This is a genomic window from Pseudomonas sp. CCC3.1 (genome assembly GCF_034347405.1).
GTDB lineage: Bacteria > Pseudomonadota > Gammaproteobacteria > Pseudomonadales > Pseudomonadaceae > Aquipseudomonas.
Genome location: NZ_CP133778.1, coordinates 1 through 12,662, shown reverse-complemented (window position 1 = coordinate 12,662; position 12,662 = coordinate 1). Strand labels below are relative to the sequence as shown.

At 51.3% G+C, this 12,662-nt stretch carries 9 protein-coding genes, 6 tRNA genes and 3 rRNA genes; all 18 read right to left on the bottom strand.

Features of this window, described 5'->3' with window-relative positions:
* Positions 1–207 precede the first annotated feature (207 nt).
* On the bottom strand, positions 208–573 hold the full coding sequence (gene rplL, locus RHM56_RS00090) for a 50S ribosomal protein L7/L12 (protein WP_019409897.1): 366 nt from the start codon (positions 571–573) through the stop codon (positions 208–210).
* Between the two features lie 78 nt (positions 574–651).
* Complete coding sequence (gene rplJ, locus RHM56_RS00085; RefSeq protein ID WP_019409896.1) at positions 652–1,152, bottom strand: 50S ribosomal protein L10; 501 nt, start codon at positions 1,150–1,152, stop codon at positions 652–654.
* A gap of 195 nt (positions 1,153–1,347) precedes the next feature.
* A complete protein-coding gene (gene rplA, locus RHM56_RS00080; RefSeq protein ID WP_016779167.1) occupies positions 1,348–2,043 on the bottom strand; it encodes a 50S ribosomal protein L1 in 696 nt (231 codons plus the stop codon).
* The gene (gene rplK, locus RHM56_RS00075; RefSeq protein ID WP_008008888.1) at positions 2,043–2,474 is read right to left on the bottom strand and encodes a 50S ribosomal protein L11; all 432 of its coding nucleotides are present in this window, start codon (positions 2,472–2,474) and stop codon (positions 2,043–2,045) included. Before rplK ends, rplA begins: the two co-directional genes overlap by 1 nt.
* Before the next feature lie 119 nt (positions 2,475–2,593).
* The gene (gene nusG / locus RHM56_RS00070) at positions 2,594–3,127 is read right to left on the bottom strand and encodes a transcription termination/antitermination protein NusG (RefSeq protein ID WP_026014126.1); all 534 of its coding nucleotides are present in this window, start codon (positions 3,125–3,127) and stop codon (positions 2,594–2,596) included.
* Between the two features lie 9 nt (positions 3,128–3,136).
* Positions 3,137–3,505: a preprotein translocase subunit SecE gene (gene secE / locus RHM56_RS00065; RefSeq protein WP_322237322.1), complete on the bottom strand. Its 369-nt coding sequence runs from the start codon at positions 3,503–3,505 to the stop codon at positions 3,137–3,139.
* A gap of 45 nt (positions 3,506–3,550) precedes the next feature.
* Positions 3,551–3,626 (bottom strand) — tRNA-Trp (locus RHM56_RS00060).
* A 244-nt stretch (positions 3,627–3,870) separates the two neighbouring features.
* Positions 3,871–3,946: transfer RNA gene (locus tag RHM56_RS00055), tRNA-Thr, on the bottom strand.
* A 25-nt stretch (positions 3,947–3,971) separates the two neighbouring features.
* A tRNA-Gly gene (locus RHM56_RS00050) sits at positions 3,972–4,045 on the bottom strand.
* A gap of 24 nt (positions 4,046–4,069) precedes the next feature.
* A tRNA-Tyr gene (locus tag RHM56_RS00045) sits at positions 4,070–4,154 on the bottom strand.
* A 110-nt stretch (positions 4,155–4,264) separates the two neighbouring features.
* Positions 4,265–4,744: a hypothetical protein gene (locus RHM56_RS00040; RefSeq protein WP_322237320.1), complete on the bottom strand. Its 480-nt coding sequence runs from the start codon at positions 4,742–4,744 to the stop codon at positions 4,265–4,267.
* A 7-nt stretch (positions 4,745–4,751) separates the two neighbouring features.
* Positions 4,752–5,495, bottom strand: a complete 744-nt coding sequence (locus tag RHM56_RS00035) for a pantothenate kinase (protein WP_322237318.1) — start codon at positions 5,493–5,495, stop codon at positions 4,752–4,754.
* A complete protein-coding gene (birA, locus tag RHM56_RS00030; RefSeq protein ID WP_322237316.1) occupies positions 5,485–6,432 on the bottom strand; it encodes a bifunctional biotin--[acetyl-CoA-carboxylase] ligase/biotin operon repressor BirA in 948 nt (315 codons plus the stop codon). Before birA ends, RHM56_RS00035 begins: the two co-directional genes overlap by 11 nt.
* 546 nt (positions 6,433–6,978) lie before the next feature.
* A 5S ribosomal RNA gene (gene rrf / locus RHM56_RS00025) occupies positions 6,979–7,094 on the bottom strand.
* A 152-nt stretch (positions 7,095–7,246) separates the two neighbouring features.
* A 23S ribosomal RNA gene (locus tag RHM56_RS00020) occupies positions 7,247–10,138 on the bottom strand.
* 236 nt (positions 10,139–10,374) lie between these two features.
* Positions 10,375–10,450: transfer RNA gene (locus RHM56_RS00015), tRNA-Ala, on the bottom strand.
* A 30-nt stretch (positions 10,451–10,480) separates the two neighbouring features.
* Positions 10,481–10,557, bottom strand: a tRNA-Ile gene (locus tag RHM56_RS00010).
* Positions 10,558–10,679: 122 nt separating this feature from the next.
* Positions 10,680–12,216, bottom strand: a 16S ribosomal RNA gene (locus RHM56_RS00005).
* Together the 16S, 23S and 5S rRNA genes with 2 tRNA genes alongside form the textbook arrangement of a ribosomal RNA operon.
* Positions 12,217–12,662 lie beyond the last annotated feature (446 nt).

Below are 12,662 nucleotides of genomic sequence, written 5' to 3'. Positions count from 1 at the left end.
GCTTGGTCACCTGCTTGTTTGGCCTCTCCCGACGGGAGCAGCCAGAAAATCGTGCAAACCCCTTGGTTTGCTCCACCGCACAGGGTGGTTACAGCACGTTAAAGGCGCCGACCTAGTCGGCCGCCAATAACGGAAAAAGGCCGGTGGCAAGAGCCACCAGCCATCAGCCTCAGCTTAACGCTTGGGCTGGAGACGCAAGGTCGATGCTTACTTCAGCTCGACTTTAGCGCCTGCTTCTTCCAAGGTAGCCTTGGCTTTGTCAGCTGCGTCTTTAGCAACAGCTTCCAGAACCATAGCTGGAGCGCCGTCAACTACTGCCTTGGCTTCTTTCAAGCCCAGACCAGTCAGTTCACGAACAGCCTTGATCACGTTAACTTTCTTCTCGCCAGCTTCCAGCAGCATGACGTTGAATTCAGTTTGCTCTTCAACAACAGCGGCAGCAGCAGCTGGACCAGCAGAAGCAGCGGCAGCCGAAACGCCGAATTTTTCTTCGAAAGCTTTGATCAGCTCAACAACCTGCAGAACCGACATTTCAGCTACGGCGTTGAGGATATCGTCTTGGGAGATAGACATTGCTGTATTTCCTGAATTGGGAGACGGCCTACGCGGCCATCGAAATAAACAAAAATACGCGAGAGAAAGTGCTCAGCCTTAGGCTGCAACAGCTTCTTTTTGCTCGCGAACTGCAGCCAGAGTACGAGCCAGCTTGCTGGTAGCGCCTTGAATCACGCTCATCAGCTGCGAAATAGCTTCGTCGCGGGTCGGCAGTGTTGCCAGTACGTCGATTTGGTTAGCTGCGAGGAACTTGCCCTCGAACGCAGCTGCCTTAATCTCGAACTTATCCTGACCTTTGGCGAACTCTTTGAACAAACGGGCAGCAGCGCCTGGATGTTCGTTGGAGAATGCGATCAAGGTCGGGCCAGTGAACACGTCGTTGAGGACACTGTATTCAGTGTCAGCAACAGCGCGCTTCAGCAAGGTGTTACGTACAACACGTACGTAAACGCCAGCTTCACGAGCCTCTTTACGGAGTCCGGTCATAGCGCCTACTGTCACACCGCGGGCATCAGCCACAACAGCAGACAGAGCAACTTTGGCAGCCTCGTTGACTTCAGCGACGATGGCCTTCTTGTCTTCGAGTTTAATTGCCACGGGTTTAACTCCTGCTTGTTACCGTTTCATCCAACCGAGGCCGGATGTCGTTTTGGTGTCTGATTCGGTAAGGAACCGGGAGCACCATCTGCGTAGGCTTGAGGTTTAAGGCTTGCGCCGCCTACGGTCTTGGATAGCCCCCGCCAGGCAGGGACCCCAATCTTTCATTGGCGCAGCACGCTGCGCCAATATGTCTTACGCGTCCAAAGAACCTTGGTCGATAACCAAGCCTGGGCCCATAGTGGTGCTCAGGGTAACGCGCTTAACGTAAATACCTTTCGAAGAAGCCGGTTTGATACGCTTCAGATCAGCGATCAGGGCTTCAACGTTTTCCTTCAGCTGAACGGCGTCGAAGCCGATCTTGCCAACGGAAGTGTGGATGATACCGTTTTTGTCAGTGCGATAACGAACCTGACCAGCCTTCGCGTTCTTAACTGCGGTAGCTACGTCTGGGGTTACAGTACCAACCTTAGGGTTAGGCATCAGACCACGCGGACCGAGGATTTGACCCAACTGACCTACAACACGCATTGCGTCCGGGGATGCAATAACTACGTCGTAGTTCAGGTCGCCGCCTTTCATTTCGGCAGCCAGGTCGTCCATACCAACGCGATCAGCGCCAGCAGCCAGAGCAGCTTCAGCAGCTGGACCCTGGGTGAACACAGCTACACGTACAGTCTTACCAGTGCCGTGTGGCAGCACAGTAGCGCTACGAACAACCTGGTCAGATTTACGTGGGTCTACGCCCAAGTTAACGGCGATGTCAAAGGACTCGCTGAATTTAACAGTCGACAACTCAGCCAGCAAAGCAGCAGCGTCTACGAAATTGTAAGACTTGCCAGCTTCAATTTTACCGGCGATTGCCTTTTGACGCTTAGTCAGCTTAGCCATTACACACCCTCCACGTTAAGGCCCATGCTACGAGCAGAACCGGCGATGGTACGCACGGCTGCTTCCATATCAGCTGCAGTCAGATCCGCGTTTTTGGTTTTCGCGATTTCTTCCAGCTGAGCACGGGTAACTGTGCCAACCTTAACGGTGTTTGGACGAGCGGAACCGCTAGTCAGACCTGCAGCCTTCTTCAGCAGAACCGAAGCAGGGGTCGACTTAGTTTCGAACGTGAAGCTACGGTCGCTGTAAACAGTGATGATCACTGGAGTCGGCAGGCCTGGCTCAATACCCTGAGTACGGGCGTTGAAAGCTTTGCAGAACTCCATGATATTCACACCATGCTGACCCAGAGCTGGACCAACAGGTGGGCTTGGGTTGGCCTGAGCGGCCTTCACTTGCAGCTTGATGTAAGCGGTAATCTTCTTGGCCATGAGGCACTCCAATTACGGGTTCAGACGCCTAAATTAAAGGCTCCCCGGTTACTTGCGTGTTTATCCCAGTGACGACAAAACCCCACAGCCGAAGCCATGGGGTTGGGATGCGTGCTCAGCTAGACCTTTTCGACCTGGCTAAACTCTAGCTCTACCGGAGTAGAGCGTCCGAAAATAAGCACAGCCACTTGGATGCGACTTTTTTCGTAGTTAACTTCTTCGACCGTGCCATTGAAATCGGCAAACGGACCGTCGGTGACACGTACAACTTCACCCGGCTCGAACAACGTCTTCGGCTTAGGCTTGTCGCTACCGTCAGCAACGCGACGCAGAATCGCTTCTGCCTCTTTATCTGTAATTGGGGCTGGCTTGTCAGCGGTACCGCCAATGAAACCCATGACGCGGGGCGTATCCTTGACCAAGTGCCAAGTACCTTCGCTCATGTCCATTTGGACCAGCACATAACCAGGGAAGAACTTGCGCTCGCTTTTGCGTTTCTGGCCATTACGCATTTCAACCACTTCTTCAGTGGGAACCAGAATTTCGCCGAAGCCATCTTCCATGCCTGCCAGCTTAATACGCTCAATTAAAGAGCGCATAACATGCTTTTCGTAACCCGAATAAGCATGCACTACGTACCAACGCTTAGCCACGGGACACCCTTAGCCAACAATCAAGGAAACGAGCCAGCCGAGCAGGGAATCCAAACCCCACAACAGCAACGCCATAACAAGAACAACAGCCACCACGATCAACGTGGTCTGCGTAGTTTCTTGGCGAGTTGGCCATACGACTTTACGAATCTCAGTACGAGCTTCCTTTACCAGGACAGCGAACGACTTGCCCTTTGCTGTCTGCAAACCCACAAAGGCAGCAACAGCAGCAATCACAAGAAGCGCAATGACGCGATACAGGATCGGCGAACCAGAATAATACTGATTCCCAACAACGCCAACCACCACCAGAGCAACTACTACTAGCCACTTAAGGAGATCGAAGCGAGAGCTTTGAACTTCAGCCTTGGGAGTCATCAAAGAGGATCCTGTGAAAAGAAAGCCAGACGCAATGAGCGAATCTGGCAGGTCAGGAGGGAATCGAACCCCCAACCTACGGTTTTGGAGACCGTCGCTCTGCCAATTGAGCTACTGACCTAAAACATTAACGAGCCGCCGATTATGCAGACCCGAGAGAGACTTTTCAACAACCAATGTAATTACTTTTGCCACCAGACCAAAAACAACCTGACAACACGTCAGCAGCAGAATGCAGGCCACTCACAACAGCAATCACGAACCGGAGCAGCAATACCAAGCATCAGCACCGCCAGCAAACACTCCAGACAAGCTATTCAGCCTGTTAAAACAAAGGCAGATATTTTCATATCTGCCTTGTTATATGGAGCTCTTGAGCGGATTTGAACCGCTGACCTCACCCTTACCAAGGGTGTGCTCTACCAACTGAGCTACAAGAGCAAAACCTTTCAGAAATCAGAACGAATGGAGCGGGTGGCGGGAATCGAACCCGCATCATCAGCTTGGAAGGCTGAGGTTCTACCACTAAACTACACCCGCAAATCAAGCTGATTTGCGCAAATATGGTGGAGGGGGAAGGATTCGAACCTTCGAAGTCGTAGACGTCAGATTTACAGTCTGATCCCTTTGGCCGCTCGGGAACCCCTCCTGAGCTGAGCGGGATTCTACATCATCCCAACTCTTTGTCAACCACTATTCTCAATAAAATCATCAAGTTAGCATGTCAACTAATCCCACCTTGAAAACCGCATTTGGTGTTCACTGTGGAGCGGGCGCCATTCTATGCAAACTATCGGATAGCTGCAAGCCCTGGCACTGCTTTTTTTCGTATTTCAACTCATTGAATTCATTAAGAAGGTTTTGCAAAACGCTTTCAGCTGCTTGAGCCGTGTCGAGTGGCGACACAACGAAGGCAAACTCCCCCGAATCCGAATGCCCTACCTTCTCTAGCTCACCTCCAAGACCTGCATCAGCCAAACTTTGTCGGGTCTTGCTCAACACCTCTGCATTACCTAGCCCACTCAAATAAAAGCAGACAGCATTCTCACGACCATCGTCTCTCTTCGCGTGAACTATGGGCAGGTCCGGACGCGTCTCGCTAAGCAGCTTAATTTCCTGCTTACTACCTTTGTAAAGAGATAGAGACACTACCTCCTTAGCCCTAAGAGGCGCCTCTTGCTGATGCCATACAAAGTAGAAAATATTCAACACAACCAGCAGCAGGAACAGCCAACGCATAGAAACCTCAGAATAAAGGACAAGCTGCAGCCAAACCTACGAATACAAGATCTCTCACGAGGCGCGCATCTGGCACGATGCTCGCCACCAAGTCAGCATCCCCCCCAGTGAGAAACACGACAAAACCCTCATCCCAGTAATCACGAGCTAATTGCAGCTGAGACAACGTAAACCCGCGCAGCATCATAAGACATCCACGCTCAACAGCTTCAACAGTCGTGCGCCCAGGTGTTTCGCGCTGCAGCGCCTGCTCAGCCGACAAGTTGTCATATCTAATTCGTCGAGTATGCGTACGCAACTGGTTGCGCATCAACGGAAGGCCAGGACAAATAAACCCACCCAAGTGCTGTCCGTCTCCAGACACAAAATCAGCTGTAACAGCAGTCCCCAAATCAAGCACGAGACACGGACCTTTAGACAGCTCATACGCTCCGACCAAAGCCAGCCAGCGATCGAGACCAAGGCGCTCGAAGTCCTCATAGCCGTTTGTGACACCCGCCAGAGCCCTAGCTGGCTCGGCACACAATACCTCTACCGCAAAAACAGAAACCAAGCGGGCAATAAGGCCAGATGTCTCCTCATCACTGCGCACACTGACCAGCCGACAGCGCGCAATGTGTAGTGAAGGGTTTGCCAAGATTGCATCTATCAGAGCCGAATCAGAGTCAACAACTCCACCCCCAATGACTGCGTCCTTATCAATCACTCGCCACTTGATAAAACTGTTACCGCAGTCCATCTCAAGAATCATGGCGCAACCTCAAACTTAGCTCGCCACCACTGAATGTTTTTTCCTGCCCTGCCACATTCAGACGTAATGCGCCTTGCTGATCGATACCGATCACAGTCCCATCCACATGGTGCGTGCCGGCTATCAAGGAAACTTCGCGGCCCTGCCATAAATGATTGAGCTCCCACTCAGCCTGTATAGCAGCAAAACTTAAAGCCTCATGTCGGCTCAGATATATTTCCAAGCTCCTGCCAAGAGCAACAATAAGCGCGTTGCGATTGATATCGCGGCCAGTTTCCAAACGCACGGATGTCCAAGCCTGATCAACATCACTCGCAACCATCATATTGACGTTGATACCAATGCCAATGACGACGTGACACACATCAGCAGGGTCACCCACTAACTCCAGCAGAATGCCGGCAATTTTTTTATTCCCCACCAAAATATCATTTGGCCACTTCAAACCCGCATCAAAGTCGCCAAAATCTCGAAGCGCACCCAATACAGCCAAGCCAACCACCAAGCTGAGCCCTTCTAGCTGGCGCATCCCGCCATCCATGCGAAGAACCAGACTGTAATAGATGTTTTCAGCAAAAGGGCTAACCCACGTCCTTCCTCTACGACCTCGCCCTGCACTCTGCTGCTCAGCCAGAATTATAAAAGGCGCAGGCAGCCCGCTGGCAATTTCACGCAATGCTTGTGCATTGGTCGAATCCAGGGATTCATGAATAGACACAGGAAAGCGGCTATCGACAAGCTGGCCCTGCTCAAGAAGCTCAAGCGGCGAAGCTAATTGATAGCCACGACCACGAACTTTGTGGATCGACAGGTTCAAGTCAGCCTCTAGGCGCTGCAACTGCTTCCATACAGCACTACGGCTAATACCTAGCGCTGCACCCAGGGCTTGCCCAGAATGAAAACGGCCATCTTTAAGGAGTTTCAACAACGTCAGCATGCAAGTTTCGCCTCACAATCAGGCACGCATAATAACGATGAGCCAGGCTATTGCATAGAAAGCCTGCAAGGCAGGCGCCGAACGATCTAATGGCAGCTTATTTCTTGAATAGACACCGGCACACTGCAAGCGCCCAAACTAACCATCTTGCCATTCAGCCCCTCACATCATTCAGCCATTGATTAACGCGCCCCCATTCAAAAACGGTTGAGCGGAAATCCTAGCCATACCACCCCATCATGAACTAGTGCTCTGAGTGCTTGGGACTTGTCATCACCTCAACGTACCATCGCAGTAACTGCAGCAAGACGATCTGGCGCTTCAACCCCATCAGGAAGCTGGGGCGCCGAACGGGACGAAGAGAATAGATATACGCTGCTAATGTAGTGTGAACTATAAATGGCGGGCACTACATTGGAGAATTTCGATGGGTCTCAGCAGCGGATACTGGACAGGCGACGACACACAGACCACGCGGGCTTAGCTTTTTCGAGCACAAAAACAAAATCCCTGTCTGCGTGAGCAGACAGGGATTTTGGAATTTAATCTTGACGATGACCTACTCTCACATGGGGAAACCCCACACTACCATCGGCGATGCATCGTTTCACTACTGAGTTCGGGATGGGATCAGGTGGTTCCAATGCTCTATGGTCGTCAAGAAATTCGGTAGCCAGCTCGTTTACCTTACGGTCAACGCTCCAGCGAATGGGTATGTAATAGAATCGGTGCTTTGTGAGCTGCAAACTTTCGGTTTGTATCGTCTTCACACACCGCAATCTGGTCTCTTCGACTCAAATTGCTTGGGTGTTATATGGTCAAGCCTCACGGGCAATTAGTATTGGTTAGCTCAACGCCTCACAGCGCTTACACACCCAACCTATCAACGTCGTAGTCTTCGACGGCCCTTTAGGGAACTCAAGGTTCCAGTGAGATCTCATCTTGAGGCAAGTTTCCCGCTTAGATGCTTTCAGCGGTTATCTTTCCCGAACATAGCTACCCGGCAATGCCACTGGCGTGACAACCGGAACACCAGAGGTTCGTCCACTCCGGTCCTCTCGTACTAGGAGCAGCCCCTCTCAAATCTCAAACGTCCACGGCAGATAGGGACCGAACTGTCTCACGACGTTCTAAACCCAGCTCGCGTACCACTTTAAATGGCGAACAGCCATACCCTTGGGACCGGCTTCAGCCCCAGGATGTGATGAGCCGACATCGAGGTGCCAAACACCGCCGTCGATATGAACTCTTGGGCGGTATCAGCCTGTTATCCCCGGAGTACCTTTTATCCGTTGAGCGATGGCCCTTCCATACAGAACCACCGGATCACTAAGACCTACTTTCGTACCTGCTCGACGTGTCTGTCTCGCAGTCAAGCGCGCTTTTGCCTTTATACTCTACGACCGATTTCCGACCGGTCTGAGCGCACCTTCGTACTCCTCCGTTACTCTTTAGGAGGAGACCGCCCCAGTCAAACTACCCACCATACACTGTCCTCGATCCGGATAACGGACCTGAGTTAGAACCTCAAAGTTGCCAGGGTGGTATTTCAAGGTTGGCTCCACGCAGACTGGCGTCCACGCTTCAAAGCCTCCCACCTATCCTACACAAGCAAATTCAAAGTCCAGTGCAAAGCTATAGTAAAGGTTCACGGGGTCTTTCCGTCTAGCCGCGGATACACTGCATCTTCACAGCGATTTCAATTTCACTGAGTCTCGGGTGGAGACAGCGCCGCCATCGTTACGCCATTCGTGCAGGTCGGAACTTACCCGACAAGGAATTTCGCTACCTTAGGACCGTTATAGTTACGGCCGCCGTTTACCGGGGCTTCGATCAAGAGCTTCGCGTTAGCTAACCCCATCAATTAACCTTCCGGCACCGGGCAGGCGTCACACCCTATACGTCCACTTTCGTGTTTGCAGAGTGCTGTGTTTTTAATAAACAGTCGCAGCGGCCTGGTATCTTCGACCGGCGTGGGCTTACGCAGTAAATGCTTCACCCTCACCGGCGCACCTTCTCCCGAAGTTACGGTGCCATTTTGCCTAGTTCCTTCACCCGAGTTCTCTCAAGCGCCTTGGTATTCTCTACCCAACCACCTGTGTCGGTTTGGGGTACGGTTCCTGGTTACCTGAAGCTTAGAAGCTTTTCTTGGAAGCATGGCATCAACCACTTCGTGTTCTAAAAGAACACTCGTCATCAGCTCTCGGCCTTAGAATCCCGGATTTACCTAAGATTCCAGCCTACCACCTTAAACTTGGACAACCAACGCCAAGCTGGCCTAGCCTTCTCCGTCCCTCCATCGCAATAACCAGAAGTACAGGAATATTAACCTGTTTTCCATCGACTACGCTTTTCAGCCTCGCCTTAGGGACCGACTAACCCTGCGTCGATTAACGTTGCGCAGGAAACCTTGGTCTTTCGGCGTGGGTGTTTTTCACACCCATTATCGTTACTCATGTCAGCATTCGCACTTCTGATACCTCCAGCAAGCTTCTCAACTCACCTTCACAGGCTTACAGAACGCTCCTCTACCGCATCACCTAAGTGATACCCGTAGCTTCGGTGTATGGTTTGAGCCCCGTTAAATCTTCCGCGCAGGCCGACTCGACTAGTGAGCTATTACGCTTTCTTTAAAGGGTGGCTGCTTCTAAGCCAACCTCCTAGCTGTCTAAGCCTTCCCACATCGTTTCCCACTTAACCATAACTTTGGGACCTTAGCTGACGGTCTGGGTTGTTTCCCTTTTCACGACGGACGTTAGCACCCGCCGTGTGTCTCCCATGCTCGGCACTTGTAGGTATTCGGAGTTTGCATCGGTTTGGTAAGTCGGGATGACCCCCTAGCCGAAACAGTGCTCTACCCCCTACAGTGATACATGAGGCGCTACCTAAATAGCTTTCGAGGAGAACCAGCTATCTCCGAGCTTGATTAGCCTTTCACTCCGATCCACAGGTCATCCGCTAACTTTTCAACGGTAGTCGGTTCGGTCCTCCAGTTAGTGTTACCCAACCTTCAACCTGCCCATGGATAGATCGCCCGGTTTCGGGTCTATTCCCAGCGACTAGACGCCCTATTAAGACTCGCTTTCGCTACGCCTCCCCTATTCGGTTAAGCTTGCCACTGAAAATAAGTCGCTGACCCATTATACAAAAGGTACGCAGTCACCCAACAAAGTGAGCTCCCACTGCTTGTACGCATACGGTTTCAGGATCTATTTCACTCCCCTCTCCGGGGTTCTTTTCGCCTTTCCCTCACGGTACTAGTTCACTATCGGTCAGTCAGTAGTATTTAGCCTTGGAGGATGGTCCCCCCATATTCAGACAAAGTTTCTCGTGCTCCGTCCTACTCGATTTCACTGCAAAGATGTTTTCGCGTACAGGGCTATCACCCACTATGGCCGCACTTTCCAGAGCGTTCCGCTAACATCAATACAGCTTAAGGGCTGGTCCCCGTTCGCTCGCCACTACTAAGGGAATCTCGGTTGATTTCTTTTCCTCAGGGTACTTAGATGTTTCAGTTCCCCTGGTTCGCTTCTTAAGCCTATGTATTCAGCTTAAGATACCTAACTTATGTTAGGTGGGTTCCCCCATTCAGACATCTCCGGATCAAAGTCTGTTTGCCGACTCCCCGAAGCTTTTCGCAGGCTACCACGTCTTTCATCGCCTCTGACTGCCAAGGCATCCACCGTATGCGCTTCTTCACTTGACCATATAACCCCAAGCAATCTGGTTATACTATGAAGACGACATTCGCCGAAAACTTGCAATTACTCACAAATTTTACCTTAGCCTGAATAAACACCAGTGAAAATGTTATTCAGTCTATCTTTCTATCACATACCCAAATTTTTAAAGAACGATCTAATCAAAAGATCAGAAATCAACATTCACCATCACATTGATGGAATGCTCATTTCTAAGCTTTACGATGCAGAAGCAAGTTTATGGTGGAGCCAAACGGGATCGAACCGTTGACCTCCTGCGTGCAAGGCAGGCGCTCTCCCAGCTGAGCTATGGCCCCATATTTCTACAGGCATTTTCCACACAAAATTGGTGGGTCTGGGCAGATTCGAACTGCCGACCTCACCCTTATCAGGGGTGCGCTCTAACCAACTGAGCTACAGACCCAATTTCGAGCTTGCAACCGTTAGCGTGTGCTATCAGCGTGGAGCTTAAAGTTGCTTCTATCGTCTTCTTCAATGAATCAAGCAATTCGTGTGGGAACTTATGGAGCAGCTGATGTCGTCGATTAAGGAGGTGATCCAGCCGCAGGTTCCCCTACGGCTACCTTGTTACGACTTCACCCCAGTCATGAATCACACCGTGGTAACCGTCCTCCCGAAGGTTAGACTAGCTACTTCTGGTGCAACCCACTCCCATGGTGTGACGGGCGGTGTGTACAAGGCCCGGGAACGTATTCACCGTGACATTCTGATTCACGATTACTAGCGATTCCGACTTCACGCAGTCGAGTTGCAGACTGCGATCCGGACTACGATCGGTTTTATGGGATTAGCTCCACCTCGCGGCTTGGCAACCCTTTGTACCGACCATTGTAGCACGTGTGTAGCCCAGGCCGTAAGGGCCATGATGACTTGACGTCATCCCCACCTTCCTCCGGTTTGTCACCGGCAGTCTCCTTAGAGTGCCCACCATTACGTGCTGGTAACTAAGGACAAGGGTTGCGCTCGTTACGGGACTTAACCCAACATCTCACGACACGAGCTGACGACAGCCATGCAGCACCTGTCTCAATGTTCCCGAAGGCACCAATCTATCTCTAGAAAGTTCATTGGATGTCAAGGCCTGGTAAGGTTCTTCGCGTTGCTTCGAATTAAACCACATGCTCCACCGCTTGTGCGGGCCCCCGTCAATTCATTTGAGTTTTAACCTTGCGGCCGTACTCCCCAGGCGGTCAACTTAATGCGTTAGCTGCGCCACTAAGAGTTCAAGACTCCCAACGGCTAGTTGACATCGTTTACGGCGTGGACTACCAGGGTATCTAATCCTGTTTGCTCCCCACGCTTTCGCACCTCAGTGTCAGTATCAGTCCAGGTGGTCGCCTTCGCCACTGGTGTTCCTTCCTATATCTACGCATTTCACCGCTACACAGGAAATTCCACCACCCTCTACCATACTCTAGCTTGCCAGTTTTGGATGCAGTTCCCAGGTTGAGCCCGGGGATTTCACATTCAACTTAACAAACCACCTACGCGCGCTTTACGCCCAGTAATTCCGATTAACGCTTGCACCCTCTGTATTACCGCGGCTGCTGGCACAGAGTTAGCCGGTGCTTATTCTGTCGGTAACGTCAAAGCACTAACGTATTAGGTTAATGCCCTTCCTCCCAACTTAAAGTGCTTTACAATCCGAAGACCTTCTTCACACACGCGGCATGGCTGGATCAGGCTTTCGCCCATTGTCCAATATTCCCCACTGCTGCCTCCCGTAGGAGTCTGGACCGTGTCTCAGTTCCAGTGTGACTGATCATCCTCTCAGACCAGTTACGGATCGTAGCCTTGGTGAGCCATTACCTCACCAACTAGCTAATCCGACCTAGGCTCATCTGATAGCGCAAGGCCCGAAGGTCCCCTGCTTTCTCCCGTAGGACGTATGCGGTATTAGCGTCCGTTTCCGAACGTTATCCCCCACTATCAGGCAGATTCCTAGGTATTACTCACCCGTCCGCCGCTCTCAAGAGGTGCAAGCACCCCTCTACCGCTCGACTTGCATGTGTTAGGCCTGCCGCCAGCGTTCAATCTGAGCCATGATCAAACTCTTCAGTTCAAACATCTTTGGGTTTTGAGAAAACCCTAAACTTGGCTCAGCAATCGTTGGTTACATCTTTGATTTCTCGCGGAGTAACTTGTGATGCTGATAATCTTTTTGACTATCAGTCTGACTCCACAAGCACCCACACGAATTGCTTGATTCAGTTGTTAAAGAGCGGTTGGTTAAGCTTTCGCTCAACCGAGGCGCGCATTCTACAGCAGCCTCTGTTGCTGTCAAGCGGTTATTTAAGAAGTTTTCAAAGTTTCGCTTGGAAATCTTTAACAACTTCAACCACTTGCGCTTTCGATCTCTCGTTAGCGGGAGGCGAATTCTACAGCGTTACACGCTGCTGTCAACACCTCATTTCCTGCTTCGATGACTTGAAGCTGGCACTGCCGAAAACCAATCCAACTCATTGATACTCAAGGAGTTTTCCGTTTCGACTGCGCCGGAAGTGGGCG